Here is a 26,884-nt window from a genome sequence, read left to right as displayed (position 1 = left end):
CGGCTCGTGCCGGCTCGTCGCCGGTGCGACGGTCAGTGCTTGAAGGCGTCCTTGACCTTCTCGCCGGCCGACTTGATGTCGGCGGAGGTCTGGTCGGCCTTGCCCTCGGCCTCGAGCCGTTCGTTGTCGGTGGCCTTGCCGGTGGCTTCCTTGCCCTTGCCGGTGAGGTCTTCGGCCTTGTTCTTGATCTTGTCGTCGAGTCCCATGCTGGATCCCTTCGTCGGGCGCCTCGTCCGAGACGCCCTTCGAATCTGTCACGCCGCACCCGACGACCCAACACCCCAACGGGTGTCCGACGTGGAAGTGGCCGGCGCACCCCCCTTGGATGCGCCGGCCGTCCAGGTGCCCCCCGACACGGGTCGTACTCGCTCTCGGAGCACGCCCCGGCCCAGCGGTTCTCGCCGTGCCAGGACCCTCTGTTCAACGACGGCGGCACCGTCTGGTCACGCCATCGGGCACCATCGACCCCGTGGATCACCTGTGGTGGGGGCTCGGTCTCCTCGTCGTCACGCTGGCGACGCTCGGCCTCGCGCGGCTGGCCCGGGTCCCGCTCGGCTGGATGCCGCTCACCGCGATGCTGCGCGCCGTCGTCCAGCTCGCGATCGTCGCGACGATCCTGCGAGGAGTGCTCGCGGTGCCGTGGACGGTGCTGCTGTTCGTCCTCCTGATGCTGAGCACCGCGTCGTGGACCGCCGGGGGCCGCATCGCGGAGATCCCCCGCGGGCGCCTGCTGGCGGTCGTCGGCGTCCTCGCGGGGGCGTCCGTGTCGCTGGCCCTGATCCTCGTGCTGGGCCTGGTCGAGCTCGACGCGAGGTACGTCGTCGCGGTGGCCGGTATCATCGTCGGCAACGCGATGAGCGCCGCCACCTTGTCGGGGCGCAACTTCGTCCGCGACGCCCGCGCCCGGCGGGACGAGACGGAGGCGTGGCTCTCGCTCGGTGCGACCCCCGCCCAGGCCTACGACGACATCGGCCGGCAGGCCGCCCGCGAGGCCCTGCTCCCCACCCTCGACCAGACCCGCTCCACCGGGCTGGTCACGCTGCCCGGCGCGTTCGTGGGCGCGCTGTTCGGCGGCGCCTCGCCGATCGTGGCGGCACAGTTCCAGCTCGTCGTCCTCGCCGGGATCGCCCTGACGATGCTGACCACTGCGGTCGTCGTGACGCGGCTGGCCGGCCGTTCGCCGTACGTCTTCATCGCGCCCGCCTCGTCCTAGGATGACGCCCGTGAAGATGCTGCTCGCCCTCCTCGTGACGGTGTCCTCGCTGGTCGTCGTCTCGGGCAGTACGGCGCAGGCCGCCCCCGCACCGTGCGTGGTGACGTACCAGTCGGCGGCCGGGGGCGCGATCCCGGCCAACCCGGCACCGGGCTCGTTCGGCTACAACTTCTTCGACATCGTGGTGCCCGACGCGCGCATCGTCGCCGACGTCGACTTCTCGATGGACGTCACGGTGCCCAACGGCGCCGAGGTCAGCTTCCGCCTCGTCACCCCGGAGGCGGTCAACGCCGGGACGCAGGGGCCCCTCGCCATGGCGAGCGGTGGCCTCACGACCGGGCCGCTGAACGCGGCCTACACCTTCGACGACGAGGCGACGACCGCGTGGTCGGGAGCCAGCCCGCCCGCGGGTCGCTACAAGCCCTTCACCCCGCTCACCGCCCTGGAGACGAAGCCCGCGGCCGGCACCTGGCGCCTCCACGTCGGCAACACCAATGCATCGCCCGGCACCTTGCGCAGCTTCTCGATCACGCTGACCTTCACCACCTGCGACACCGACGGCGACGGGATCGAGGACCGGGTCGACAACTGCCCGGTGGCCAACGCCGACCAGGCCGACCTGGACGCCGACGCGTTCGGCAACGCCTGCGACGTCGACGTCGACGGGGACCTCGTGCTCGACGACGTCGACGGCTGCGCGACCACCGCTGGTCGGACCGCCACCGGCTGCCCGTCGGCGACCCGCACCGCGGCGCTCGCACGACGCAGGAACCGACTGGTGACCACGGTGGCCTCGACGGTCGCCGGCTGCCGCGCGGACGCCGAGGTCACCGTGTGGCGGAAGAAGAAGGGCCGCGACGCCCGGATCGTCCTCGCCAGCACCGACACCCGGGGCAAGGCGTCGACGAGGGCGCCGAGGCGCGCGGGCCGCTACTACGTCACCGTCGCGTCGTCGTACGCCGCCGGGCAGGCCGAGTGCGGCGCGGCGAGGTCCCGGGTCGTGAAGGTGCGCCGCCGCTAGAGGACGTGGCGCAGGTAGCGCATCGGGTCCGCGAGGTAGGCGCGCCAGTGCCCGACGACCTCGAGGTCGTCGTACGCCGCCTGCCGCAACCCCCACGGTCCGACCTCGAGCACCGTGGCGCCCGGGATCGCCGCCAGCAGCGGCGAGTGGGTGGCGCACAGCACCTGCGCGCCCTCCTGCGCCAGCTCGGACAGGGTGCCGACGAGGGCGACCTGCGCCGAGAACGACAGCCCGGACTCCGGCTCGTCGAGGACGTAGAAGCCGGGTGAGTCGAAGCGGGTGCGGAGGAGGGCGAGGAACGACTCGCCGTGGCTGAGGGCGTGGAAGTCGGGCTCGGGCATGGTGCCCGGGTTGTCGGCGAGGTAGCTGTAGAAGCCGTGCATCGTCTCGGCCCGCACGAAGAACCCCCACTTCTTCGCGCCCGCCGACCGCTCGAGGCGCAGCCAAGCGTGCAGGTCCGACTCGGTGCGACGGGTCGAGTGGCGTGCGTGGATCGAGCCGCCCTCGGGCGAGAGCCCGTAGGCCATCGCGATCGCCTCGACCAGGGTCGACTTCCCCGAGCCGTTCTCGCCGATCAGCAGCGTCACCCCCGCGGGCAGGTCGAGCCCGGTCGCCAGCACTTGCGAGACGGCCGGGATCGTGAGCGGCCAGCCGCTGCCCGGGGCGGGCGCGTCGGGCCCGGCGACCACGCGGCGCACCGGCCGTCGGTCCCAGCGCGCGTCCACGGCAGCGAGCGTACGACGGGCCGTTGTTACCGACCGGTCAAGTTGTGGATCGCGGGTCCGCTCAATTGGTTGAATGGTGGACTTCGCGTTCGGAATCCGTGGCCCGCCGCTCGTTAATTTCGATTGTCGACCGCGGTTCTCGCTGTGTCGGCGGTGGCCCCCTGTGGTCGCTGACACTCCGCTGGACGAGGCCAACCGTGAAGATCTCCGACGCCGTGACGCGCTTGTGCGCTGTCGTGGCGATCGTGCTCGCGGTGGCGGTCGCACCAGTGCCGGTGGACTCGACACAGGCTTCCCCCGGCCTCGTCGAGTCCACCGGCATGCTCCGCGCGGCCTTCCAGGTGGACCCGGGACAGACGGTGACCGTGCGCGGTCGCGTGCCGGCCGCGTTGGCGCGCGGTCGGGTCACCGTGCTGCGGCACGACGGGGGCACGACCGCGACCGTCGCCTCGGGACGCGCCGACGCGCGGGGTCGCTACGTCCTCGAGACCCACGCCCCGCTCGCGACCGGGAGCTACGCCCACGATGTCCGCGTCGCCCGGTCTGGGAAGGCGCGGACCGTGAAGCGGTTCACCATCTCCGTCGTGTCCGGCACCAAGGCGCCCATCACCACCACCACGACGCCGGCCCCCACGTTCTCCCAGGGCGACCCGAACGACTGGACCTACCTCGGCGGCACCCGCGTCGCCCGCTGGGACCCCTGCAGCGCGATCACCTGGTCGGTGACCGGCACCGCGCCGTACGCCGAGGCGTCGACCGACATCCAGACCGCGCTCGATCGCCTCGCGACCGCGACCGGGCTGCGCTTCGTGCAGGTGGCCGACGCCGGGACCAGCACGCTCGACATCACCTGGACCAACGCGGCCGCCGAGCCGCGCCTCGCCGGGACCGTGGTGGGGCTGGGCGGCTTCTCGTCCTACGCGCCGCCCATCGGCCCGAGCCAGATCGCCTCCGGCTACGTGCTGCTCGACCAGGAGCACACCATCCCGGGCGGCTTCACGACCGTCGGCTCCTCGTGGGGCAAGGTGCTCCTCCACGAGACCAGCCACGCCCTCGGGCTCGGCCACGCGGCCGGCATCGAGCAGATCATGTATCCCCAGGTGGTGCTCAGCCCCGCCGAGCTCGGCGCGGGCGACCTGACCGGCCTCGCCGCCGTCGGCGCCGGTCAGGGCTGCTTCACGAGCCCGGTGCAGGGCCGGACCTCGGTCCAGGCGCGCACCGTCGACTACGTCGACTGAGGCGCTTCGAGGATCTCGTACGCATCGCCGTACACGCTCCAGCGCAGGGGCGGGACCAGTCCGAGGTTGCCCTCGCGCAGGAACCGTCGTTGTGCGAGCTCGACGCGGTCGACGTTCTCGTGCGCGGCCTCCTTCTGCATCTCCACGACGCGCTCGTCCAGGAAGGCGTCGAGGTACGTCGTCTCGTCGCCGCCCGCAGCAGGAGTTGCCGCGGTCGTGAGCGCCCGACGGCGGACCGCGCGCATCCCGTTGACGCCGTGGACCACGGCCGCGTCGTAGTAGGCGAACTGGCCGAGGGCGCCGAGGCCGTCAGACCTGGCGAGCCGGACGGCCGGGCGGAAGTAGCCCGTGTCGCGCTCGTGCTCCTGGGCCCGTTGGAAGGCTCGATCGTGGGCGGCAGCGCGCCAGGCGCGCACGAACGGTCGACCGAGCCCGCGGTGCGAGTCGGCGCCGTCGACGCGACGCAGTGCGGGGATGAACCGGGCCAGCCGGTTGCGCGGCCTGACCCGCGTGTAGGCGCGCACCACCTGGAGCATGTCTCCGGTGCCCGAGCAGAACCCGATGATCCCGGCGGTGTAGCCGCGCCCGTCGCCGATGTCCTCGATGTAGGAGTACTGGGCGCGCCAGTCGAGCGAGGAGTTCTCCGCGCTGGAGACCAGCTCCATGGCGATCTCCTTGGTGGCGGGGTCCGTGAGGTCTCCGGTCGAGGCGTGCGCCGGACCGGGCGCGAGGGCGGCGAGGAGCAGCACGACGACGGCCGCGACGAGACGGTTCACCGGGTCACCGTACGACTCTGCTGCGGGCGGATCCGCCGTACGCAGAGCGCCCTGTGGATCCGGTCGTCACCGGGTGACGCTGGGGACATGAGCACCCACAGGACATCCGATCGCATCGAGGACGAGCTCGTACGTCGCCTCATGCACCAACGCATCATCGTGCTCGGCGAGGAGTTGGGCGAGGGCAACGGCAACCGCCTCATGCACCAGCTGCTGCTCCTGTCGACCGACGACCCGCGCGCCGACATCAGCCTCTGGATCAACTCGCCCGGCGGCTCCGTCTCCTCGATGCTGGCCATCCACGACGTCATGCGCCTGATCCCCAACGACGTGTCGACCGTCGCGATGGGGATGGCGGCCAGCGCCGGGCAGTTCCTCCTCTCGGCGGGCACGCCGGGCAAGAGATACGCCCTGCCGCACGCCCGCGTGCTGCTGCACCAGGGGTCGGCCGGCATCGGCGGGACCGCCGTCGACATCGAGATCCAGGCCGAGGACCTGCGGCAGACCCGCGACACCGTGCTGGGCCTGATCTCCGAGCACACGGGCCAGGACCGCGACACCGTCGAGCGCGACTCGCGGCGTGACCGGTGGTTCAGCGCGGAGCAGGCGCTCGACTACGGCTTCGTCGACCAGCTGATCAGCAGCGTCGACCACGTCACGCCCGCGCGGTCGCACGTCGTCGGGCTGGCGGGTGCGCGATGAGCTCCTACACGATCCCCTACGTCGTCCAGCAGACCCCGCGGGGCGAGCGGACACTGGACCTCTACTCCCGCCTGCTGTCCGAGCGCATCATCTACCTCGGCACCGAGATCGACGACGGTGTCGCCAATGCCGTCATCGCCCAGCTCCTGCACCTGTCCTCGGAGAGCCCCGAGATCCCGATCAGCCTCTACATCAACTCACCGGGCGGTTCGATCTCCGCGATGCTCGCGGTCTACGACGCGATGCAGTTCGTGAAGCCCGCGGTGGAGACCGTGTGCGTCGGCCAGGCGGCGTGGACGGCGGCCGTGCTGCTGGCCGGCGGTGCGCCCGAGAAGCGGGCGATCCTGCCGCACGGCCGGGTCGTCCTCCACCAGCCTGCGACGCAGGGGAGGGGCACGATCCCCGACCTCATCCTCGAGGCCGGCGAGGTCGCCCGGGTCCGCCTCCAGCTCGAGGAGATCCTGGCCGACCACACCGGGCGCACGACCGAGCAGGTCCGGCAGGACACGGACCGCACGCTCGTCCTGTCAGGGGCCGAGGCCGTCGACTACGGCATCGTCGACAGCGTGATGTCGCAGGAGCGTACGGCGCTCGCCTGACCTCAGGCGGCGAGAGCGAGGACGTCGGAGCGGGTCACCCGGCCCGCGAGCTCGCGGACCGACAGGTCGAGCGCGCCGGCGATCGCGTGCAGCATCTCCGACGACGGGTCCTTGAGCCCACGCTCGACCTCGGAGAGGTACTGCATCGAGACCCCGGCCCGCCCGGCCACGTCGACGAGTCGCTCGCCGCGCTGCCGCCGCTCGCGGTGCAGCTCACGCCCGACGAGCTCGCGCCACAGGGGCTCGGGGACCTCGGCAGAATGGCCGGGCCGGTCGGACACGCGGTCGGGAAACGCCAGGATCTCGCCCATGTGGTCGACGGTAGGCGGCTGACCGGGTCCGTTCCTACCCGTTCCGCTCACAGCAGAACGACGTCAGTGCTAGACGCCGAGACCCAGCAGCCCGAGCGGCTCGGCCATCTCGGTCTCCTCGTAGGTGAAGTGCGACTCCAGGTCGGCGCGCAGCGCCTCGACCGCCTCGACCAGCTCCCCGCTCCGCGACGGGTCGACGAGCACGGCGAGGGCCAGGTCGTCGACGCGCTCGAGGTGGTGGTGCACGACCACGTGCTCCTCGGCCAGGCGCGCCGCGACCGGGGCGTACGCCTCCAGCGTCGCCACCGCCGGGAACATCGACTGGTCCTCGATCGTGTGGTGCATCGTCAGGAACCGGCAGACCTGCCCGCACACCCCGGCGACCTGCTGCGCGGTCAGCGCCGGCCCGAGGCGGTGCACTCCCTCGCGTACGGCGCCGACGTCACCCGTCCCTGCGTGCAGCTCTTCGACCGCGGCCGTCACCGCCCGCAACTGCTGGCGGAAGTGGTCGTGGATCATCCGCAGGTGCTCGCCGCCCGCGCGCTGCGCCGGCGTCAGCTCCACCGACCCCGCCACGCGAGGACGGGTTGCGTCGTCGATGGGCACGGGCGTCAGCGTACGGCGAGACGCCAGCCCGCCAGCCGCCTGCTGCGCGCCTGGGCCGCTCGCTCCGCTCGCGCCGTAGGGATTCGAACCCCCAACCTTGGGATGCGTAGCCAGAATCAGACTGAGTCGGCGGATGGCGTTCATGAGCCCGTCGTGAAGGCCTTGGGACCGCTGCCGGCCGAACCCGGACGCTCTCCGCGGCTTCTGATCGGTCGCGCTAGTCGGTCGACCGTGGTCGTCGTGCGATGGCGACGAGGTCGCGCGCAGGTCCGGCGGGCGGGTGCGCGTTCCCGGCCCAGACGGCGCGGAACTCGCGGCGCAGGTCGAGCGTGGTGGCGACTGCGACCAGGTGGCCGTCGTCGACCTCTCGGTCGACGACGCGGCGACTGAGGAATGCGGGCGCCCCGCCGGCGAGCACCGACTCGCGCACGGCGGTGGTGGTGGTGAGCTCGATGACCGACTCGTGCATGGTCAGCCCGTGGGCGGCGAGGGCCTGCTCGACCACGTCGCGCGTCCCCGACCCGGGCTCACGACTGGTCAGCGGCAGGTCGGCGACCGCGGATGCGTCGAGCACCCGCTTGCGACGGGCCAGCGGGTCGTCGGGCGAGACGACGAGGACGAGCTCGTCGTGGGCCACGACCGTCGAGCGTAGGTGGTGCGGCGGCTCGACGCCCTCGACGAACCCGAGGTGCGCGGTGCCGTCGCGCACGGCGTCCTCGACCTGGTGGCTGTTCGATGCCGTCAGGCTGACGGACGTGACCGGCACTCCCTCGGCGGCCTGACGCCTGCGGAGCTGGACCAGCCAGCGCGGCATGAGCGCGTCCGCGATGGTCATGCTGGCCCACACCGACAGGTCACGTGAACGCTTGCCCCGCAGGCCGACGATGGCCGTCTCGACCTCGTCTGTCAGGTCGATCAGCCGGGCGGCCCATTCGGTGAACACCACGCCCGACGGCGTGAGCTCCGAGCCTCGTGCGCTCCGCTGCACGAGCGTGAGGCCGGTCTGGGCCTCGACGCTGCGCAGCCGCTTGGACGCGGCCTGCTGCGAGACCCCGGTCCCCCGCGCCGCGGCGCCGATGCTGCCGGTTCGCCCGATCGCGACAAGCAGCCTCAGACCTACCAGGTCCGGGACGTGGGACGACTCCATGGCCACACCGTACGACACCCACAGGCTGCGGTTGTGACTCCACAGGATCGGGGCGTCTACTGCCGAGCCGCCGTAGCGCCGAGGCTGGAGTCATGACCAACCTCCTGACCCACGACCACGACGAGCGCCACGCATCCCCCGCCCCGCGGCCCGGGTTCCGGCGTGGCTCGTTCTTGGCGGGCCTCGAGGGTCAGCCGGCGTTCGGCTTCATCGGACCGAACTGGTTCGCCTCCGTCATGGGGACCGGCATCGTCGCCAACGCAGCGGCGACCCTGCCCGTCCAGTTCCCAGGTCTGCTGGCCTTCGCGCGCACCGTGTGGGTGCTCGACGTCGTGCTGCTGGTCGCCGTCGTGGCCGCGACCGCGATCCACTGGAGTCACCACCCCGCAACCGCCCGCGGGCACCTCGACAACCCCGTCATGTCCCACTTCTACGGCGCCCCCGCGATGGCGCTGATGACCGTCGGCGCCGGCGCGATCCTCGTCGGGCAGCCGGTCATCGGCAGCACCGCCGCCATCGGCCTCGACGCCGTGCTCTGGACCGCCGGAACGGTCCTGGGACTGTGGACCGCCGTGGCCGTGCCCTACAAGACCTTCATGACCCACGAGGTCGAGTCCGACTCGGCCTTCGGCGGCTGGCTGATGCCGGTCGTGCCTCCCATGGTCAGCGCGGCCACCGGTCCGCTGCTCATCCCGCACCTGCCGGCCGGGCAGTGGCAGCTGACGATGCAGCTGCTCTGCGCGGCGATGTTCGGCCTGACCATCATCGCCAGCCTCGTCGTGATCGCCCTGATCTGGGGCCGCCTCGCTCGCCACGGCGCCGGCGCCGCCTCCACGATCCCCACCCTCTGGATCGTCCTCGGCCCGCTCGGCCAGTCGATCACCGCCGGCCACACCCTCGGCGCCACCGCGACCAGCGTGCTACCCGCCCCGTACGGCACGGCCTTCGAGGCCGCCGGTCTGGTCTTCGGCGTGCCGATGTGGGGGTTCGCCATGCTCTGGACCGCGCTTGCCATCACGATCACCGTTCGCACCGCCCGCGCCGGCATGCCGTTCGCGCTGACCTGGTGGTCCTTCACCTTCCCCGTCGGCACCGTCGTCACCGGGACCTCCGGCCTCGCCGCCGCGACCGGCGCGCACCTGTTCACCGGCGCCGCCGTCCTCTTCTACGTCGGCCTGCTCGTCGCGTGGGGCACGGTCGCCGTACGCACCACCCACGGCGTCTACCGCGGGCACCTGCTCAAGGCCCCCGCATGACTCCCACTACGCGAGAGCTGCCCCGACGGCGAGCGCTCGTCGAAGCCGCGATCGCGCCTCGACCTGCTGTCGGGCGTTGCGCGGAGACGGATGAGGTACGCCGAGCACGCGAGGCAACCGATCGATCACCGCATCGGAGGAGGTGAGCAGGCGCATGACCCCCGTCAGTGCAGGCGATCCGACCGCCACCACCAGCTCCAGATCGGGCAGCAGCCCGAGGAGCGCCGACAACGCCGGCCGAGCCTCGTCGAGGTCCGCCACCACCGGAGGACGCCGGCGTCCGGAGTCGTCGTACAACGGCCACGGCACTACGTTCCACCGCACGTACGCCGACCGCACCAGGCCCGAGCCCTCGCGCGCCTCGCGCAGCGCAGCCGCCGTCGGGTCCTCGTTGTCCTCCGAGCTGAACCCCAGGTCCCCGGCAGCCACCGTGCGCGGTCCCGGCGTCTCCATCAGCACCAGCACACGCGACGCCGTCCCACCCCCGTCCGGGTCGAACCACGGCACGAACCGCTCGCTTCTCTCGCCGCCGCTGCGGAGGGACCGCGCGAGGTCGTTGAGGGCATGGACGTGTGACTCGTCGACTCGTGACCGCTTGTGCTCCGTCATCTCACCCAGCGTCGCAGACACCTCACCCGATCCGGTCGGCGCCGGAACCTCGACGCACCTGACGGAGAAGCTGACATGACGCCCTACCGTTCCGGAAAGAACGTTGGCGGACGCAATCGGATGGGAAGTCTGGGCGGAACGTCTGGACTCGTGAGCTGACGTCGCGCGGCGGGCTCGGAGCTCCTCGACGGGCGGCTTCGGGGGACGTCCCCGTGCGCGCCTGGGCCGCTCGCTGCGCTCGCGGCTGGGCGAGCTCGCTCGGCTCGAGAAGGCTCGAAGCCAGCCGACAAACAGCAAAGCCCCCTGTCACCAGGGGGCTTCGGCCTTCTCGGCCTCGCTCGCGCGCCTGTAGGGATTCGAACCCCAAACCTTCTGATCCGTAGTCAGATGCTCTATCCGTTGAGCTACAGGCGCATGTCGCCACTGCGAACAGCACGACCGGATGAGGATAGCCGACCCCCGCGGCCAACCCGAAATCAGCCCCGTCCACCAACGTGATGAAGTCCCCACGCAGTGGAGCGTTCCAATACGTGAACTGTCGTTATCGTGACCACCACGCAGCGCGGTCGGGGGCGAACGAGGCGTCCCCGGTCCCTCCCGAGAGGTGAGTACTGATGGCAGATGTCGAAGCGGCACTGGATGCGGCAGGGTTGAAGAACCCGAAGGTCCGCGAGTTCGTGAAGGAGTACGCCGAGCTCACCGGCGCGGAGCGGATCGAGGTCGTCAGCGCGGCCGACGACGCGCGCCTGATCCAGGAGGCGCTCGACGCGGGCGAGCTGCACCCGTCCGGCGAGGGGCTCTACTACTCCCGCAGCTACTACAAGGACACCGCTCGCTCCGAGGAGCGCACCATCGTCGCGACCAACAACGAGCTGGACAAGGGTGTCTACAACAACTGGCGCCCGGCCTCGGAGATGAAGCCGATGCTGCACGAGCGGATGCGCGGCGCGTCGGCGGGCAAGACGATGTACGTCATCCCCTACCTCATGTCGCCGCCCGGCAACGCGCTCGCGCCGTGGGCCGCCGGCGTCGAGCTCACCGACACCCGCACCGTCGTGCTCCACATGATCCGGATGTCGCGGGTGGCCGCGCACTTCCTCGACGAGCTCGACGACCCCGACCACTTCGTCCGCGCCGTCCACGTGACCGGCGACCTGGAGAACCTCGGCCAGGGCACCGAGGCCGACCAGCGCTACTTCGTCACGGTCGCCGACGAGCGCACGATCCTGCACTTCGGGTCGTCGTACGGCGGCAACGCGCTGCTCGGCAAGATCGCGCACGGGCTGCGGCAGGGGGCGTACGACGGCTGGGCGAGCAAGAAGTTCCTCGCCGAGCAGTACATGCTGATCGGGATCCACGACAACGAGACCGGCAAGGACTACCACATCTGCGGCGGGTTCCCGAGCGCCTCGGGCAAGACCAACCTGGCCATGATGCTGGCCCCCGACGTGCTCGGCGAGCGCTACCACGTCTCCTTCTACGGCGACGACATCGCGTGGCTGTGGGTCGACGAGGAGTCCGGCCGGCTGATGGGGATGAACCCCGAGTACGGCGTGTTCGGGGTCGCCAAGGACACCAACGAGCGCACCAACCCGACCGCGCTGCACTCCATCGACCCGGGCACGCACGCGATCTTCACCAACGTCGCCTACAACCCGACGACGGGCGAGGTCTGGTGGGAGGGCCGCACGCCCAGCCCGCCCGAGGAGGTGCACGGCTGGCTCGACTGGACCGGCTCCCCGCTCGCCGACCGCAAGGACAGCGACTCCTCGCCGTGGGCCCACCCCAACAGCCGCTTCACCACCACGCTGGCCAACGTGCCCAACATCGCGAAGGACTTCGACGCCGCCGCCGGCGTGCCGATCGACGCGATCATCTTCGGCGGCCGCACCCGCGACCGCGAGCCGCTGGTCCGCGCGATCCACGACCTCGCCGAGGGCGTCTACGACGGACTGACCCTCGGCGCCGAGGCCACCGCCGCGGCCGAGGGCAAGGAGGGCGTCCTCCGCTACGACCCGATGTCCAACCGCCCCTTCATGGCGTACGGCGAGGGCGACTACGCCCAGCACTACCTCGATGTCGTCGGGGCGGCGACCGACCAGCCGATCTTCGCCCACGTCAACTGGTTCCAGCGCGGTGACGACGGCCGCTTCCTGTGGCCGGGCTACCGCGACAACCTGCGCCCGCTGCTGTGGCTGCTCCAGCTGCGCAACGGCGAGGTCGAGGGCCGCCAGACCCCGGTCGGGATCGTGCCGACCAAGGAGGAGCTCAACCTCGAGGGCGTGGACATCACCCCCGAGGACCTCGACACCATCTTGTCCATCGACAACGCCCGCTGGCAGGAGGAGATGGCCAACCGGGCCGAGCACCTCGAGCAGTTCGAGCGCATGCCCGAGGCGATCTGGGAGGCGCACCGACGGGTGGCCAAGGCCCTCGAGGACGACCAGGGCTGAGCGCTCGCGCCGACGCCACCCGCGCCCGACGTGACCTGCGCCTCACTCGTTGATCGATCCAATATGTACGTCGCAGGGCTGCCGTTAGCCTCGGCTCCACTCCTCGCTGCAGCGTTGCCGGAGGGGCCGACACGACACTCCACGACACCACCGTCGATGCGCTCGACGGCCGGACGCGCCCTCGCAGCAGGCGAGCGCATCCGCGAATGCGCGAGAGGGAAACCGCAGGCAATGACCGCCACTTCTGACATCACGACGCCGACCGCTCCGACCACCCACCAGGGCATCCTGGGCTGGGTCACCGAGATCGCCGAGCTCACCCAGCCCGACTCCATCCACTGGTGCACCGGCTCCGACGAGGAGTGGGAGCAGCTCACCTCCGCCCTCGTGGCCACCGGGACGTTCACCCGCCTGAACCCCGAGATCAAGCCCAACTCGTTCCACGCCGCCTCCGACCCGACCGACGTGGCGCGTGTCGAGGACCGCACCTACATCTGCTCGGTCGACGAGAAGGACTGCGGGCCCACCAACAACTGGATGGACCCGGAGAAGATGAAGGACCTCATGCGCGGGCTCTACGCCGGCTGCATGAAGGGCCGCACGATGTACGTCATCCCGTTCGTCATGGGCCACCTCGACGCCGAGAAGCCGATGTTCGGCATCGAGATCACCGACTCGGCCTACGTCACCGTCTCGATGCGCGTCATGGCCCGCATGGGCACCGACGTGCTCCGCAAGATCGAGGAGATCGGCGAGGACGTCCAGTGGGTGCCCGCGCTGCACTCGGTCGGCAAGCCGCTCGCCGAGGGCGAGGCGGACGTCGCCTGGCCGTGCAACGACACCAAGTACATCGTCCAGTTCCCCGAGGAGCGGATGATCTGGAGCTTCGGTTCGGGGTACGGCGGCAACGCCCTGCTCGGCAAGAAGTGCTACGCGCTCCGCATCGCCAGCGTCATGGCGCGCGACGAGGGCTGGATGGCCGAGCACATGCTCATCCTCAAGCTCACCTCGCCGCAGGGAGTCACCAAGTACGTCGCCGCCGCGTTCCCGAGCGCCTGTGGCAAGACCAACCTCGCCATGCTCCAGCCCACCATCCCGGGCTGGAAGGTCGAGGCGATCGGCGACGACATCGCGTGGATGCGCATCGGCGAGGACGGCCGCCTGTGGGCCGTCAACCCGGAGTTCGGCTTCTTCGGTGTCGCCCCCGGCACCAACGAGCACACCAACCCGAACGCCATGGCCACGATCAACAAGGGCAACTCGGTCTTCACCAACGTCGCCCTGACGCCCGACGGCGACGTCTGGTGGGAGGGCCTGGAGAACATGCCGGCCGCCGCGACGTCGTGGAAGGGCGAGCCGTGGACGCCCGAGAGCACCGAGCTCTCCAGCCACGCCAACAGCCGCTACTGCACGCCGATCAAGCAGTGCGACATGCTCGCGGCGGAGTACGACGACCCGCGCGGTGTGCCGATCGACGCGATCCTCTTCGGCGGCCGTCGCAAGACGACCATCCCGCTCGTGACCGAGGCCCGCGACTGGACCCACGGCACGTTCATGGGCGCCACGCTCTCCTCGGAGACCACCGCCGCCGCGGTGGGCGCGGTGGGCGTGGTGCGTCGCGACCCGATGGCCATGCTGCCGTTCATCGGCTACAACGCCGGCGACTACTTCGGCCACTGGATCAACATGGGCAAGGACAACGACGAGTCGAAGATGCCCAAGATCTTCTACGTCAACTGGTTCCGTCGCTCCGACGACGGTGACTTCCTGTGGCCCGGGTTCGGCGAGAACAGCCGCGTCCTGAAGTGGGTCATCGAGCGCCTCGAGGGCACCGCCGCCGCGGTCGAGACCCCGATCGGCCACGTGCCGGCTCCGGGCTCGCTCGACATCGAGGGCCTGGACATGACCCCCGAGGCCATCGCGGCCGCCCTGGCGGTCGACCCGGAGGAGTGGAAGGCCGAGATCCCGCAGATCACGGAGTGGTTCGAGAAGTTCGGCGACGACCTCCCCGCGGTGCTGTGGACCGAGCTCGACACGCTCAAGGAGCGCCTCGGCGCCTGATCCGCCCAGGCCCACCTCGGTGCTCGAGGTGCGAGGGCGCCAGCCTCGGAGCTCCGGCCCGCCGGGATCTCTCGATCCCGGCGGGCCGGAGCCGTCCGTGTGGAAAGATCGCCCGGTCATGACAGGGAGGTGGTGACGCGCGTGGAGTACGGCCCCGACGAGCGATCCGTCTTCGAGACGGCGGCGTCCGAGCTCTACGAGGAGCTGGTCGCGCAGGCCGGCATGCCGGTCGGAGACCCACGCATCGAGCACGACGGCGAGCTGCTCGAGCCGTTCTCGCTGCTCAAGCAGATCGGTCTCGTCGTCCTCGACAAGAGCGCCGGGCGGTGGCTGCCGGTCGACCCCTCCATCGTGCAGTCGCGCGTGGTCACCCCGCTGGGCCAGCAGGGTGCCGAGCTGATCGCCGAGTCGGCCCACTGGGCGAAGGCGTTCAACGGTCTCTCCAACGCCTGGCGCCGCTCGCCGGAGGCCCTGCGCGGCCCGTTCGCCGAGCTGCGTGGCGAGGCCATCGCGCCCTACATCACCTCGGTCGTCGCGGACGCCTCCGAGGAGCTCCTGACCGCCCAGCCGCAGACCGGCCGCAACATCGGACAGCTGCCGAAGGCGATCGAGCGCGAGGTCGGTGCCCTGCGCCGCGGCGTGCAGATGCGCACGCTCTACCAGCACTCCGCCCGGCGCCAGGTCGCCACCAACAAGTACGTCGCCGCGGTCACCGCCGAGGGCGCGCAGGTGCGCACGCTCGACGAGTTCTTCAACCGGCTCATCGTGGTCGACCGGCGCATCGCCATCGTCCCGGGCCAGGGTGGGCCGGGGGAGTCGGTGGCGCTCGCCGTACGCGAACCGTCGTTGGTGAGCTATCTCGTCGACATCTTCGAGCGGTCGTGGGAGCGGGCCCGCCCGTTCACCAACCGGGACACCCCGCTGGTGCGCGCGATCGAGGCGGAGCAGCGGGCGATGACGATCCGGATGCTGATCGGCGGCCACGCCGACCCCGTGGGCGCCAAGCGCCTGGGCGTCAGCCCGCGGACCTATGCGGGCTACATCTCGGAGCTGAAGAAGGAGTTCGAGGTCGAGTCACGCTTCCAGCTCGGCTACGAGATGGGCCGGCGCGGTGTGACCGGACGTGACGTCCCCCCGGCCGCCGACCGGGGGAACGTGCCGCGCGAGGGCGAGAGCGCCTGAGTGCTCGGCTTGCCTGCGAGCTAGGTGCCGGCCGGCCAGGTGGTGTCGGTCTGGTCGGGCGGCGTGACGGTGGGGCCAGGCGTCTGGGTGGTGTCGGGGGCGGGGCGCACGGGCCACGTGGTGTCCTTGAGCGCCTGCGCCGGACCGGCGGTGACTCCGATGGCCCCCAGGGACAGGACCGCAGCGACGAGCGCTGCGGCGATGCGACGTCCGGAAATCATGAAGTGGGTCCTCTTGTCTGCTCAGTCTGGTCCGAGACTCGTTCCCCATTGTCGACCAACGGACTCGATTGGTCGACATCCGAACGGGTGCGAGTATTCGCACTGCAGGGTTTCGCAAGCGCAGGGAAATGCACTCTGGCCTCCCGGGGGAGGCCAGAGCAGTGGGCGGAGGCGGAGGGATTTGAACCCTCGATGGGGTTGTAGCCCCAAACCCGCTTAGCAGGCGGGCGCCATAGACCGGACTAGGCGACGCCTCCATGCCCCGCCTGACGGCTGAGCAGGGATGAGGTTACTAGCAGGCCTCGCGATGGTGCGAATCGCACCCCGTCACAGCGGGCGCAGGCCCTGCCCGTCCTGCAGGTGACGCACGAGGTCGCGGACGAACTCGTCGCGATCGCCGGCCAGCATCTCCACGGGGATCGTCGTCGACCCGCCCGAGCGCAGGCGCAGCACGACGACCGGGGACCCGGCCACCGTGGTGGTGACGGCGTCCTCGACGTCCCTCCACCGGCCCGCCGCGACGCCGACCCCGCGCACCCACTGGACGCGGTAGCCCTCGTCGCTGAGGCGCACGACCCACCCGCGCGTGCCGAGGAGCGTGGCGGCGCCGACGAGGGCGGCGAGGCCCAGGAACGCGGGGACGAGGAGCACGCCGGTGTGCAGGTCGAGGAAGGCAACCAGGCCCGTGGCGACGAAGACGAGCACCGAGATCGCGACCAGCAGCAGCCCCATCAGTCGGGCGGCGATCGAGGGGGCCACTCGGTATTCGGACGACACGGGTCGATTGAACACAGGCGCGTCAGGTTGTGCCAATCCAGCCCTTGTCCGAGCTCGTGACGCGGGCCACACTCGAGGTCACCCACTGTCACGGGACCAGTTCGGAGGGCAGCGATGACCAGTGCCACCACCGCCTTGGCCGACCTGCACCGCGCGCTCGACGCCCCCCACGAGTCCGGCGGCGTCGCGACCGGCAACTGGCGCTGGACGGTGCGCCAGCGCATGACCAGTGTCCGCGACGTGCTGATGCGCGAGTCGGAGCACCCCGACGACGCCTGGCTGAGCGCACGGCGTGGCTCGGCGCTGCGCGAGCGCCGGGCGCTGCTGGCCCGCATCGGCGAGCTCGGTCCGGAGGTGCTGGAGAACCCCGACCTCGACGGCGTGCGCACCCAGGGCCTGCGGCTGCTCACCGACATCAACCACCACCTCCAGCGCCTGCACGACCTGGCCTACGACGACGTCGAGCTGGAGCTGGGCGGCTCGGAATAGCGCCCGCCGGGCCTCTAGACTGCTGCGGTGCCGTCCTCGGGCGGCGCGAGGAGAGGTGCCGGAGCGGCCGATCGGAATCGCCTTGAAAGCGATCGTAGGGAGACCTACCGCGGGTTCGAATCCCGCCCTCTCTGCCAGAGGATCTTCCAGACCGACAGCCAGCCGTACAGCCCGGCTAGGCTCCGCCGGGTGACCTGGTTCAGCAGCCCCGACGACGCGAGCGCCCGCCTGCACGCGGCCGGCTACCTCGCCGACGCGCCCACCGCGACCACGACCTACCTCGCCGGGGCGCTGGAGAAGCCGCTGCTCATCGAGGGGCCTGCCGGCGTCGGCAAGACCGAGCTGGCCAAGGCGGTGGCCCGGTCGACGGGCGCCGAGCTGATCCGCCTCCAGTGCTACGAGGGCCTCGACGAGGCCCGCGCGCTCTACGAGTGGAACTACAAGAAGCAGCTGCTCCGCATCCAGGCCAGCTCCGGCGACCAGGCCTGGGGCGAGACCCACGACGACATCTTCACCGACGAGTTCCTCCTCACCCGGCCGCTGCTCAGCGCGATACGCCGCGACGAGCCGACGGTGCTGCTCGTCGACGAGGTGGACAAGACCGACGTCGAGGTCGAGGGCCTGCTGCTCGAGGTGCTCTCCGACTTCCAGGTCACGATCCCCGAGCTCGGCACCGTGGCGGCGACCCGTCGGCCGTTCGTGGTCCTGACCTCCAATGCGACCCGCGAGCTGTCCGAGGCGGTCAAGCGGCGCTGCCTCTACCTCCACCTCGACTACCCCGACGCGGAGCGTGAGCGCGAGATCGTCACCTCGCAGGTGCCGGGCCTCGACGACGCCGTCGCCCGCCAGCTGGTCGAGGTGGTGGCCAGGATGCGCGAGCTCGAGCTGAAGAAGGCGCCCTCGATCGCCGAGTCGGTCGACTGGGCGCGCACCCTGATCGCGCTGGAGATCGGCGACCTCGACGAGGATGCGATCCGCAGCACCCTCGGCGTGGTCCTCAAGCACGCCTCCGACCAGGCGCGCGCGGTCAAGGAACTGCGCCTGGCCCGGGCCTGAGGTCACGTCCGTGACGCTGCTCGACACCCACATCGGCTTCGTCGAGGCCCTCCGCACGGCGGGCCTGTCGGTCTCGCTGGCCGAGGGCCTGGACGCGATCGACGCGATGCGCCACATCGGGTGGGGCGATCGCGAGGTGGTGCGCACGGCGTACGCCGCCACGCTGGTCAAGAAGCAGGCACAGCGCGTCACGTTCGACGCGATCTTCGACCTCTACTTCCCGCGGCTGGTCGGGTCCGGGGTCGCCGGCGAGCCCGGGGGCGAGGTCGTCCGCGACAGCGGCCCGGCTCTGGAACGGTTCACCGAGCAGCTGGCCGAGGCGCTGGCCGAGGGCGACAGTGGTGAGGGCGGTGAGGGGCCGTCGCTCCAGGACCTCGCCGTCGAGGCCGTCGCCCGGTTCGGCGCGATGCCGGGCCGTGGTCCGGGGCTGTCCAGCTGGTCGGCGTACACGACCCTCCAGCGGGTCTCGCCGGAGCAGCTGGTCGGTCAGCTCGTCGCCGGCCTGATGGCGCAGGGCATGGTCGAGGAGGACGCGCGGCGCGTCGCCGGGCGCCGGGTCGCACGCTTCACCGGTCTCGTGGAGGGCGACGCGCGCCGGCGCATCGCGGAGGAGAAGGGCGCCGAGCACGTCGCCGACGTCGTGGTCCGGCCGACGATCGACCGGCTCGACTTCACCGCTGCCCGCCGCTCCGACCTGGAGGAGATGCGCCGCGAGATCTATCCGCTCGCCCGGCGGCTCGCCACCCGCCTGACGAAGCAGCAGCACGCTCGCCGGCGCGGGGCCCTCGACTTCCGGCGCACCGTCCGCGCGTCGCTGTCCACCGGCGGGGTCCCGCTCGAGACGCACCACCGACCCAAGCGTCCCCACCGCACGGAGCTCGTCGTGCTGTGCGACGTCAGCGGCTCGGTGGCCAACTTCGCGCAGTTCACGCTGCTGCTGGTCTTCGCGCTGCGCGAGCAGTTCCAGAAGGTGCGGGCCTTCACCTTCGTCGACACCGTGCACGAGGTGACCCACCACTTCACCCCCGGCGGCGACGTCGTCGAGGTGATGGAGAACCTCGCGGCCAGCACCGCCCACGCGGCGCTGTGGGGGCGGACCAACTACGGCCGCGCCTTCACCACGTTCGCCGAGGAGCACGCCGACGCGCTCGGCCCGAAGACCTCGCTGCTGGTGCTGGGCGACGCCCGGTCCAACTACAGCGACCTCGCGCTGCCGGTCCTGCGCGAGCTGGAGGGCGCCGTACGCCACGCATGGTGGCTCAACCCCGAGCACGCCCGGCACTGGGGCACCGGCGACAGCGCGGCGCCCACCTACGGCGAGATCGTGCCGATGGTGGAGTGCCGCAACCTCACGCAGCTCGAGGAGTTCGTGTCCGCGATCTCGATGGGCACTCAGCCCGCGAGGTAGCCGAGCTCCTGGATGCGCTTGATCTCCGCCCGCAGGCCCGGGTGCTGGGCCTCGTCGGCGGCGCGCCCGCCGGCGACGTAGGGCTGGGTGCTGCCCGCGTCGCCGTCGTAGACCACGGTCACCCGGTTGGCGACGTCGGCGTTGATCAGCGAGCCGAGGAGGGCGACCGGGTCGGCCCGGTCCTCCAGCGACAGCACGCGGGTCTGCTCGGGGATCGAGGGCACCTGCGCCGCCGGCGCACCGGCCGTGACGACCTGGTCGACCACGAACGCCCGCGAGATGGCGGCCGAGGCGATCTCGGCGGCCGCCGCTCCGCCGTAGGACGAACCGACCAGCATCACGCGAGCCGGGTCGGACGTGGACGTCTCGCCCTCGACGGCCTGCTCGATCGCCCGGACGACCTGACGGACGTACGTCGCGTTGTCGTTGCCGACGAGCCGCAGCCGCCCACCCTCGTGGGCCCTGTTGCCCGGGAGATAGGCGATGTAGCGGCCGGCGCCGATGCGCTGGACGCTGATGCGCCGGTCGGCGTTGGTCAGCGTGACCATGAGGTCCTCGATCGAGGACGGCAGCTCGCTGTCGCTCGCGGACTCGGGCGTCGGCTCCTTGGTCGAGATCTCCGCGAACCCGGCGGCCGCGTCGCGCAGCGCGGACGCGGAGTCGGCGGGGAACGGCGCGACGCCGATCGCCCGCAGTCCACCCCGGGCCGCCGCGGCGCCGCTGTCGGACGACATGACCCCCGCGGTGAGCAGGGACCGCATCGCGAGGCCCTCGAGCAGGCCACCCCCGTCGGTGAGGTGGTCCATCAGCTCGGGGTGGTTGTCGGCGAGCTCGTTGAGGTAGGCCGCGACACCGTCGCGGTCGAGCGAGTCGGTCTCGATCAGCCCGGCGGAGACGATCGCACCGCCGAGGGCCACCTCGGGCGCGAGGTAGCCGATGGCGCGACCGGCGATGGAGCCGAGCGTCTTGAAGGCCGCGGCCTGGAGCTCGTCGATCCAGCGGTAGGTCAGCACCGTCGCGCGCACCACCAGGGCGTCGGCGTCGAGCTCGACCGAGCGGGTCAGCAGCCCCTGCTTGCCGGTCGTCGCGGCCCGGATGTCCTCCTCGGCCTGCGCGAAGGTGCCCTGCGAGAGCTCGGCGGTGTCGAGGACGTCCGGGTCGGTGAGGATCGCGGTCCCGAGTCGGGCGCGCTCGCGCATGTCGGAGCCGGAGCGGTCGAAGAAGTCGGCCAGCGCCAGCATCTGGGCGTACTTGTCGGCGTCCACCGCCGCGTCGGTCGTGGCGTCGGGGGTGGGACGGGGGGTGGGGCTGTCACTCATGCGATCACCTGGGCGAGGACGGGCGCCAGCTCGGCGGCGAGGTCGTCGGGGAGGGTACGGCGCACGCGGAGCCGGGCATCGTCCTCGGCCTGGTGCGGGGTCAGCGAGTGCCAGCCGTCGGCCAGCAGCACCCACGAGACGAGGCCGACCTCGGTCGTCTCGTCGTCGGCCACCCGGGCGGCGAGCACGCGCAGGCGCCCACGCCCCTCGGTGTGGATCGCGGCGACGGCCGCGGCGGCGGCCGTCGCCTCGAGCGGCTCGCCCTCGCCGTCGACGACACCGGAGCCGTGCTGGCTCATCAGGACGGGCACGAGGTCGGACCGGCCCGAGCGCAGGCCCTCGCCGACCGCGTCGACGAGGTGGAAGGGCAGGTCGATCTCCGCCGGCACGGCCGACTCGCCCAGCCGCACGTCGTCGGGGATGTCGGCCGCGCGGGAGATCTCGCCCGGCCAGAGATCGGCGGCGAACCACGCGAGCTCGAAGACGAGCCCGTCACAGGTCGCGAGGGTGGCCACGGCGTTGCCGGCCTGTCGGTGCCAGGCCTTGACCTGGGTGCCGGGCGCGGCGACGTCGAGGTCGAGGGCCAGGGTCGGGGTGGCCAGCAGGCCGATCGCACCGGTCAGGCCGGGGTCGATCCCGTCGTCGGTGATCAGGCCGCGGCGGCGCAGCGAGTCGCCGGCGTCGTGGAGGGAGGCGAGCGCCTCGGCGTACGCATTGTCCTCGGAGGTCCCGCGCGACTGGCCGAGGCGGCCCTCGAGCCCGCCTCCGCCGGAGACGGTCTCGGCGAGGTCGAACGGGAGCGGCGCGTCACCCGCGAGGCGCGCGGCGTGGCGCAGCTCGGGGAGCGTGAGGGCCAGCCGACGGGGCAGCCCGTCGAGGAAGTTGGCCGCCGGGGGCTGCGGGGTCGTGAGGTCGATGGTCACCATGTCAGAGTCCCGGGAGCTCGACGCTGAGCCAGTCCTTGTGACCGGCCGGGGGTGGCACGAAGGCGGCGAGGACGACGTCCTGGTCGCTGGGCTGCGCTCCGTCGCCCTCCGCCTCGAGGGCCGCGATCCGGCTGGCGGCGTCGCCGGTGAGGGAGTCGGCCTTGTGGCGGATCGTCTCGATCGCGTCCTTGCGGGCGTCGATCTCGCCGAGGTGGCGCGCGAGGGAGTCGGCAGCCGTCTCGTGGTGGCCGGCGGCGACGCGGAGCTGGTTGGCCCGCTCCTTGATGCGGGCGCGCATCGCGTCGGCGGCCCGGCCGCGCCAGGGGACGCTCTCGGCCTGGGCGACCAGGTGGTCGGCGGCGGCGCGGATGTCGCCGCCCTGTTCGCGCAGCTGGGCGACGCGCTTACGCGATGCGGCGGTGTCGCCGTACATCGATCACACCCTTCTCGTCATCCCCGTGCACTTGATTCAGCGCCCCTACCCGGGGCGCGGGCTCCCAAACCCGGCGAGGGCGTTCAATTTTCAAGCGGTCCGGACGGGCCGTCCACGCGGTCCCGGCGCGGTCGAGGGGCCCCTGCGCCACCGATAGGATCGTGTCCCGACCCGAGCTGACCAGAGAAGAGGCGCCGGTGACCTTCGACGTCCACCAGCTCGACTCGTTCCTGCTCGTGGGGTCATTGGTCACGCTGGCCGCGATCCTCGCCGTGCGGCTCTCCGCCGGCGTCGGCCTGCCCAGCCTGCTGTTCTACCTGCTGATGGGCGTGCTGCTCGGTGAGTCGGGACTCGGCATCAACTTCGACGACGCCCAGCTCGCGCACGCGCTCGGCTTCGGCGCGCTCGCGCTGATCCTGGCCGAGGGTGGTCTCACCACGAGCTGGCGCGAGATGCGGCCCTCCATCAGGCTCGGGGTCTCGCTCGCGACGCTCGGCGTCGCGATCTCGGTGGCCGTGGTCGCCGTCGGTGCGCACTACCTGCTCGGCCTGCCGTGGGAGCTGGCCATCCTGCTGGGCGCCGTCTGCTCGCCGACGGACGCCGCGGCGGTGTTCTCGGTGCTGCGCGTCGTCCCCCTGCCCAAGCGGTTGACCGGCGCGCTCGAGGCGGAGTCGGGTCTCAACGACGCTCCCACGGTCGTCCTCGTCTCCGTCATCTCGACCGGGGCGGCGGCCGAGAGCGGCCTGGTCAACGTCGCCGGCACGATCGTGTTCGAGCTGGTCGTCGGCGCGACCATCGGCGTGGTCGCGGGGGTCGGCGGCGCCTGGGTGATGCGCCGCGCCGCCCTGCCGTCGTCGGGCCTCTACCCCCTCGCCGTCCTCTGCCTGACCTTCATCGCGTACGGCGGCGCGGCGGCCCTCCACGCCTCCGGGTTCGCCGCGGTGTACGTCGCCGCGCTGATCCTCGGCAACCAGGAGCTGCCCCACCGGGTGGCGACCAGGTCGTTCGCCGAGGGCCTGGCGTGGCTGGCGCAGATCGGGCTGTTCGTCATGCTCGGGCTGCTGCTCTCGCCGAGCCGGATCACCCTGGAGATCGTCGGCTACGCGGTCGTGACCGGCCTGATCCTCACCGTCGTGGCGCGCCCGCTGTCGGTGCTGGTGAGCTCGGTCGTCCAGCCGATGCCGTGGCGCGAGCTCGGGTTCATCTCGTGGGCCGGGCTGCGTGGCGCCGTACCGATCGTGCTGACGACCATCCCGCTCGCCGAGGGCGTCGAGGGGTCCGACCGCCTCTTCGACATCGTCTTCGTCATGGTGGTCATCTACACGATGCTCACCGGACCGACGCTGCCGCTGGTCGCCCGGTTGCTGGGCGTCGCGCGGCGCTCCGAACCTCGCGGGCTCGAGGTGGAGGCGGCGCCGCTCGAGCGGCTCGCCGCCGACCTGCTCCAGGTCACCATCGCCGACAGCTCACGCATGCACGGCGTCGAGGTCGGCGAGCTCCGGCTGCCGCCCGGCGCCTCGGTGTCGCTGGTGATCAGGCAGGGGCAGGCGCTGGTGCCGGAGCGGCGGACCGTGCTGCGACACGGCGACGACCTGCTGGTGGTGACGCCGCGCAAGGCGCGGGAGGCGACCGAGGAGCGGCTGCGCCAGGTGTCGTCCGGCGGCCGGCTGGCGCAGTGGCTCGGCAACGGCCGCAAGCCCAAGGACTGAGCGGTCGCTACTCCGCGCTCTCCGGCGGACTGCAGAAGGTCGAGGCCTCGACGGCGTCGACCGACTCGACCTCCTTCTTGCGCAGCGACTTGAAGGTCTCGCCGACCACCACCACGACCCCGCGGCCGAGCTCCTCGCCCGAGACGACCTTGGCGTTCTTGAACTGGCGCGCCACCAGGCGCACCGCCGCGTTGCGCGGCTCGTCGCTCCAGATCTGGACCCCGTTGATCTTCGCGGGCGCGTTGCCGCTGTCGGCGCCGACGAACCCGCGCTCCTCCAGCTGCTCCATGGTCGCGCCGGCCAGGCCGTTGCGGTTGCTCCCGTTGTAGACGCTCACGGCCACCTGGTCGCGGAAGACCTGCGTCCCCGTGTCGACCGTCGTCTCGGTGCACAGCGGGGCCGGCTCCGAGCTGGGGAACGGCTTGGTCATCGCGTTCCAGCCCCACAGGGCGGCGACGACCAGCAGCAGGCCCAGCACGAGCAGGGTCACCGTGGACCGCAGCGCCGCGCTCATCGGTCCCCGCCCTGGTAGACGCGGGCGTGCAGGATGTTGCGCTGGTGCAGGGCGGCCCGGAGCGCCCGGTGCAGTCCGTCCTCGAGGTAGAGCTCGCCCTGCCACTCCACGACGTGGGCGAACAGGTCGCCGTAGAATGTCGAGTCGTCGTCCAGCAGGGTGGCGAGCTGGAGGATGTCCTTGGTGGTGATCAGGTGGTCGATGCGGACCTGGCGCGGGGGGATCCTGGCCCAGTCACGCGGCTCCAGCCCGTGCGCGGGGTAGGGACGTTCCCGGCCCACCCGCTTGAAGATCACGGCGCGACTATATCGACGCCTTCGACAGGTCCCACCGGGCGCGGGGCTGGCTAGGCTGCGAGCATGACGCAGACTCCCGAGCCGCCCGTCACGCCGGAGCCGACGGAGGTGCCCGCCGAGGCGCCTGCCGAGTCGCCCACGGAGTCGCCCACCGTGACCACGTCGGAGGCTCCCGCCGCGGCACCGACGGAGGCGCCCGAGGCCCCCGCGACTCCGGTCGCGGCGCCCGCGGCGCCGGCCGAGCTCGACCCGATCTCCGCGGCCGTCGCGCCGGGCTACACCTTCGAGGGGACGGCGCTGGAGCTCGGCGGCCTGATGCTCGATGCGACCCACCTCTCCGACGTGCACATCCGCATCCCGCTCGGAATGCTCAACCGCCACGGCCTCGTTGCCGGGGCCACCGGCACCGGCAAGACCAAGACGCTGCAGCTGCTGGCCGAGCAGCTGAGTGCCAACGGCGTGCCGGTGTTCGCCGCCGACATCAAGGGCGACCTGTCCGGGCTCAGCGTGCCGGGCGAGGGCGGCGAGAAGATCACCGCCCGGGCTGCGTCCGTGGGGCAGCAGTGGGCCGCGACCGGTTTCCCGACCGAGTTCTTCGCCCTCGGCGGTCAGGGCATCGGCGTACCCCTCCGCGTCACCATGACCTCCTTCGGCCCGATGCTGCTGAGCAAGGTCCTCGGGCTCAACGAGACCCAGGAGTCGAGCCTCGGGCTGGTCTTCCACTACGCCGACCAGGCCGGGCTGCCGCTCCTCGACCTCGCCGACCTGCGCGCCGTGGTGCAGTTCCTCACCAGCGACGAGGGCAAGGCCGACCTCAAGGGCCTCGGCGGGCTCTCCAGCGCGACGGCCGGCGTGATCCTGCGCGAGCTCATCTCGTTCCAGGCCCAGGGCGCCGACGCGTTCTTCGGCGAGCCGGAGTTCGAGTCGAGCGAGTTCCTCAAGGTGACCGACGGCCAGGGCGTCATCAGCCTCGTCGAGCTGCCCAACCTCCAGGACCGCCCCGCGCTGTTCTCCACCTTCTTGATGTGGCTGCTGGCCGACCTGTTCCACGACCTGCCCGAGGTCGGCGACATCGACCGACCCAAGCTCGTGTTCTTCTTCGACGAGGCGCACCTGCTCTTCAACGACGCCTCCGACGCGTTCCTCGACCAGATCGCCCAGACCGTGCGGCTGATCCGCTCGAAGGGCGTCGGCGTCTTCTTCGTGACGCAGAGCCCCACCGACGTCCCGGATGACGTGCTCGCCCAGCTCGGCTCCCGCATCCAGCACCAGCTGCGCGCCCACACGCCCAACGACGCCAAGGCGCTGAAGCAGACCGTCAACACCTACCCGACCTCGGCCTACGACGACCTCGGCGAGGTCATCACCAGCCTCGGCATCGGCGAGGCCGTCGTGACGGTGATGAACGAGCGTGGCGCCCCGACCCCCGTGGCCTGGACGCGCCTGCGCGCCCCCGAGTCGCTGATGGGTGCCGCCGACGCGACGGCCATGCAGGCCGCGGTCGAGGCGAGCCCGCTGCACGCGAAGTACAGCGAGGTCGTCGACCGCGAGTCGGCCCGGGAGAAGCTCGCCGCGCGCATCGAGGAGGGTGCCCGCAAGGCAGCCGAGGACGCGAGGATCAAGGAGATGGCGCGCGAGCAGAAGGCCACCCGCGTCACCAAGCAGGCCAAGAAGGACGACGACGGGATCGTCATGGACGTCGTGAAGTCCAGCGCGTTCAAGGACTTCATGCGTACGGCGGCCCGCGAGGTCGCCCGGGGGATGTTCAAGTCCGGACGTCGCTGACCCATCGGGACGACCGCCCGCGGCGGTGAGCCAGCCACCGTCCCCGGGCCGG

28 protein-coding genes and 3 tRNA genes are annotated in these 26,884 nt (G+C 71.6%); 15 read left to right on the top strand and 16 right to left on the bottom strand.

What is annotated here, in order from left to right; genetic code table 11:
- Positions 1-32 precede the first annotated feature (32 nt).
- The gene (locus C7S10_RS04260) at positions 33-206 is read right to left on the bottom strand and encodes a CsbD family protein (protein ID WP_108343102.1); all 174 of its coding nucleotides are present in this window, start codon (positions 204-206) and stop codon (positions 33-35) included.
- A gap of 263 nt (positions 207-469) precedes the next feature.
- On the opposite strand from C7S10_RS04260, the gene C7S10_RS04255 reads away from it, so the two are divergent.
- Both C7S10_RS04255 and C7S10_RS04250 read left to right on the top strand, forming a co-directional pair.
- A complete protein-coding gene (locus C7S10_RS04255) occupies positions 470-1,213 on the top strand; it encodes an ABC transporter permease (protein WP_243395191.1) in 744 nt (247 codons plus the stop codon).
- A 16-nt stretch (positions 1,214-1,229) separates the two neighbouring features.
- A complete protein-coding gene (locus C7S10_RS04250) occupies positions 1,230-2,234 on the top strand; it encodes a thrombospondin type 3 repeat-containing protein (RefSeq protein ID WP_243395220.1) in 1,005 nt (334 codons plus the stop codon).
- On the opposite strand, the gene C7S10_RS04245 is transcribed toward C7S10_RS04250, so the two are convergent.
- Positions 2,231-2,959, bottom strand: coding sequence for an AAA family ATPase (locus C7S10_RS04245; RefSeq protein WP_108343099.1), 729 nt, complete (start codon positions 2,957-2,959; stop codon positions 2,231-2,233). The two genes, C7S10_RS04250 and C7S10_RS04245, sit on opposite strands and share 4 nt — an antisense overlap.
- Before the next feature lie 197 nt (positions 2,960-3,156).
- On the opposite strand from C7S10_RS04245, the gene C7S10_RS04240 reads away from it, so the two are divergent.
- Complete coding sequence (locus C7S10_RS04240) at positions 3,157-4,197, top strand: matrixin family metalloprotease (RefSeq protein ID WP_108343098.1); 1,041 nt, start codon at positions 3,157-3,159, stop codon at positions 4,195-4,197.
- On the opposite strand, the gene C7S10_RS04235 is transcribed toward C7S10_RS04240, so the two are convergent.
- Complete coding sequence (locus tag C7S10_RS04235; protein ID WP_279303153.1) at positions 4,185-4,973, bottom strand: chitosanase; 789 nt, start codon at positions 4,971-4,973, stop codon at positions 4,185-4,187. The two genes, C7S10_RS04240 and C7S10_RS04235, sit on opposite strands and share 13 nt — an antisense overlap.
- Before the next feature lie 87 nt (positions 4,974-5,060).
- Here C7S10_RS04235 and C7S10_RS04230 point away from each other — a divergent pair, with 87 nt between their 5' ends.
- Together C7S10_RS04230 and C7S10_RS04225 are read left to right on the top strand one after the other, a co-directional pair.
- Positions 5,061-5,675 (top strand): ClpP family protease, encoded by a 615-nt coding sequence (locus tag C7S10_RS04230; RefSeq protein WP_108343323.1) that lies wholly within the window; start codon positions 5,061-5,063, stop codon positions 5,673-5,675.
- Positions 5,672-6,274, top strand: a complete 603-nt coding sequence (locus C7S10_RS04225; protein WP_108343097.1) for a ClpP family protease — start codon at positions 5,672-5,674, stop codon at positions 6,272-6,274. Before C7S10_RS04230 ends, C7S10_RS04225 begins: the two co-directional genes overlap by 4 nt.
- 2 nt (positions 6,275-6,276) lie before the next feature.
- Here the strand turns inward: C7S10_RS04225 and C7S10_RS04220 are convergent, their stop codons facing one another.
- The 3 genes from C7S10_RS04220 to C7S10_RS04210 all read right to left on the bottom strand — a co-directional run bounded on the left by C7S10_RS04220 (position 6,277) and on the right by C7S10_RS04210 (position 8,338).
- Positions 6,277-6,585: a helix-turn-helix domain-containing protein gene (locus C7S10_RS04220; RefSeq protein WP_108343096.1), complete on the bottom strand. Its 309-nt coding sequence runs from the start codon at positions 6,583-6,585 to the stop codon at positions 6,277-6,279.
- A gap of 69 nt (positions 6,586-6,654) precedes the next feature.
- Entirely contained in the window at positions 6,655-7,191 is a 537-nt protein-coding gene (locus C7S10_RS04215) for a hemerythrin domain-containing protein (protein WP_165807042.1), read from the bottom strand.
- A gap of 217 nt (positions 7,192-7,408) precedes the next feature.
- Positions 7,409-8,338, bottom strand: coding sequence for a LysR family transcriptional regulator (locus C7S10_RS04210; RefSeq protein WP_108343094.1), 930 nt, complete (start codon positions 8,336-8,338; stop codon positions 7,409-7,411).
- Positions 8,339-8,430: 92 nt separating this feature from the next.
- On the opposite strand from C7S10_RS04210, the gene C7S10_RS04205 reads away from it, so the two are divergent.
- Positions 8,431-9,594, top strand: a complete 1,164-nt coding sequence (locus C7S10_RS04205) for a TDT family transporter (RefSeq protein ID WP_108343093.1) — start codon at positions 8,431-8,433, stop codon at positions 9,592-9,594.
- Between the two features lie 6 nt (positions 9,595-9,600).
- On the opposite strand, the gene C7S10_RS04200 is transcribed toward C7S10_RS04205, so the two are convergent.
- Together C7S10_RS04200 and C7S10_RS04195 are read right to left on the bottom strand one after the other, a co-directional pair.
- Positions 9,601-10,203, bottom strand: coding sequence for a uracil-DNA glycosylase (locus C7S10_RS04200; protein ID WP_108343322.1), 603 nt, complete (start codon positions 10,201-10,203; stop codon positions 9,601-9,603).
- Positions 10,204-10,544: 341 nt separating this feature from the next.
- A tRNA-Arg gene (locus C7S10_RS04195) sits at positions 10,545-10,617 on the bottom strand.
- 200 nt (positions 10,618-10,817) lie between these two features.
- Between C7S10_RS04195 and C7S10_RS04190 the strand changes: the two genes are divergently transcribed.
- The 3 genes from C7S10_RS04190 (at position 10,818) to C7S10_RS04180 (ending at position 15,899) form a co-directional block, all read left to right on the top strand.
- Positions 10,818-12,656: a phosphoenolpyruvate carboxykinase (GTP) gene (locus C7S10_RS04190; protein ID WP_108343092.1), complete on the top strand. Its 1,839-nt coding sequence runs from the start codon at positions 10,818-10,820 to the stop codon at positions 12,654-12,656.
- 231 nt (positions 12,657-12,887) lie between these two features.
- On the top strand, positions 12,888-14,717 hold the full coding sequence (locus tag C7S10_RS04185; RefSeq protein ID WP_108343091.1) for a phosphoenolpyruvate carboxykinase (GTP): 1,830 nt from the start codon (positions 12,888-12,890) through the stop codon (positions 14,715-14,717).
- 132 nt (positions 14,718-14,849) lie between these two features.
- Entirely contained in the window at positions 14,850-15,899 is a 1,050-nt protein-coding gene (locus C7S10_RS04180; protein WP_243395190.1) for a TrmB family transcriptional regulator, read from the top strand.
- Positions 15,900-15,919: 20 nt separating this feature from the next.
- On the opposite strand, the gene C7S10_RS04175 is transcribed toward C7S10_RS04180, so the two are convergent.
- From C7S10_RS04175 to C7S10_RS04165, 3 genes are all read right to left on the bottom strand, one after another.
- Positions 15,920-16,120 (bottom strand): hypothetical protein, encoded by a 201-nt coding sequence (locus tag C7S10_RS04175; RefSeq protein ID WP_108343090.1) that lies wholly within the window; start codon positions 16,118-16,120, stop codon positions 15,920-15,922.
- Positions 16,121-16,286: 166 nt separating this feature from the next.
- Positions 16,287-16,377: transfer RNA gene (locus tag C7S10_RS04170), tRNA-Ser, on the bottom strand.
- 70 nt (positions 16,378-16,447) lie between these two features.
- Positions 16,448-16,897 carry a hypothetical protein gene (locus tag C7S10_RS04165; RefSeq protein ID WP_133176419.1) on the bottom strand — a complete coding sequence of 150 codons (450 nt, stop codon included), beginning with the start codon at positions 16,895-16,897 and terminating at the stop codon, positions 16,448-16,450.
- A 114-nt stretch (positions 16,898-17,011) separates the two neighbouring features.
- Here C7S10_RS04165 and C7S10_RS04160 point away from each other — a divergent pair, with 114 nt between their 5' ends.
- The 4 genes from C7S10_RS04160 to C7S10_RS04145 all read left to right on the top strand — a co-directional run bounded on the left by C7S10_RS04160 (position 17,012) and on the right by C7S10_RS04145 (position 19,850).
- Positions 17,012-17,386: a hypothetical protein gene (locus tag C7S10_RS04160; protein WP_108343088.1), complete on the top strand. Its 375-nt coding sequence runs from the start codon at positions 17,012-17,014 to the stop codon at positions 17,384-17,386.
- A gap of 49 nt (positions 17,387-17,435) precedes the next feature.
- Positions 17,436-17,523, top strand: a tRNA-Ser gene (locus C7S10_RS04155).
- 52 nt (positions 17,524-17,575) lie between these two features.
- The gene (locus C7S10_RS04150) at positions 17,576-18,442 is read left to right on the top strand and encodes an AAA family ATPase (RefSeq protein ID WP_108343087.1); all 867 of its coding nucleotides are present in this window, start codon (positions 17,576-17,578) and stop codon (positions 18,440-18,442) included.
- A 10-nt stretch (positions 18,443-18,452) separates the two neighbouring features.
- Positions 18,453-19,850: a vWA domain-containing protein gene (locus C7S10_RS04145; protein ID WP_108343086.1), complete on the top strand. Its 1,398-nt coding sequence runs from the start codon at positions 18,453-18,455 to the stop codon at positions 19,848-19,850.
- Here C7S10_RS04145 and C7S10_RS04140 read toward each other — a convergent pair.
- From C7S10_RS04140 to C7S10_RS04130, 3 genes are read right to left on the bottom strand one after another with little or no spacing between them, the layout of a single operon-like run.
- A complete protein-coding gene (locus C7S10_RS04140; protein WP_108343085.1) occupies positions 19,835-21,169 on the bottom strand; it encodes a PGAP1-like alpha/beta domain-containing protein in 1,335 nt (444 codons plus the stop codon). The genes C7S10_RS04145 and C7S10_RS04140 overlap by 16 nt on opposite strands.
- The gene (locus C7S10_RS04135) at positions 21,166-22,092 is read right to left on the bottom strand and encodes a hypothetical protein (RefSeq protein ID WP_133176418.1); all 927 of its coding nucleotides are present in this window, start codon (positions 22,090-22,092) and stop codon (positions 21,166-21,168) included. Before C7S10_RS04135 ends, C7S10_RS04140 begins: the two co-directional genes overlap by 4 nt.
- Before the next feature lie 4 nt (positions 22,093-22,096).
- Complete coding sequence (locus tag C7S10_RS04130) at positions 22,097-22,528, bottom strand: hypothetical protein (protein WP_108343083.1); 432 nt, start codon at positions 22,526-22,528, stop codon at positions 22,097-22,099.
- A gap of 161 nt (positions 22,529-22,689) precedes the next feature.
- Between C7S10_RS04130 and C7S10_RS04125 the strand changes: the two genes are divergently transcribed.
- Positions 22,690-24,237 carry a potassium/proton antiporter gene (locus C7S10_RS04125; RefSeq protein WP_243395189.1) on the top strand — a complete coding sequence of 516 codons (1,548 nt, stop codon included), beginning with the start codon at positions 22,690-22,692 and terminating at the stop codon, positions 24,235-24,237.
- Between the two features lie 7 nt (positions 24,238-24,244).
- On the opposite strand, the gene C7S10_RS04120 is transcribed toward C7S10_RS04125, so the two are convergent.
- On the bottom strand, positions 24,245-24,751 hold the full coding sequence (locus C7S10_RS04120; protein ID WP_108343081.1) for a LytR C-terminal domain-containing protein: 507 nt from the start codon (positions 24,749-24,751) through the stop codon (positions 24,245-24,247).
- Positions 24,748-25,047 carry a type II toxin-antitoxin system VapB family antitoxin gene (locus C7S10_RS04115; RefSeq protein ID WP_108343080.1) on the bottom strand — a complete coding sequence of 100 codons (300 nt, stop codon included), beginning with the start codon at positions 25,045-25,047 and terminating at the stop codon, positions 24,748-24,750. Before C7S10_RS04115 ends, C7S10_RS04120 begins: the two co-directional genes overlap by 4 nt.
- Before the next feature lie 63 nt (positions 25,048-25,110).
- On the opposite strand from C7S10_RS04115, the gene C7S10_RS04110 reads away from it, so the two are divergent.
- Complete coding sequence (locus C7S10_RS04110) at positions 25,111-26,832, top strand: helicase HerA-like domain-containing protein (RefSeq protein WP_108343079.1); 1,722 nt, start codon at positions 25,111-25,113, stop codon at positions 26,830-26,832.
- Positions 26,833-26,884 lie beyond the last annotated feature (52 nt).

Origin of the sequence: Nocardioides currus (assembly GCF_003057875.1) — a bacterium.
Taxonomy (GTDB): domain Bacteria; phylum Actinomycetota; class Actinomycetes; order Propionibacteriales; family Nocardioidaceae; genus Nocardioides; species Nocardioides currus.
This window is presented reverse-complemented; position numbering and strand designations above follow the sequence as displayed.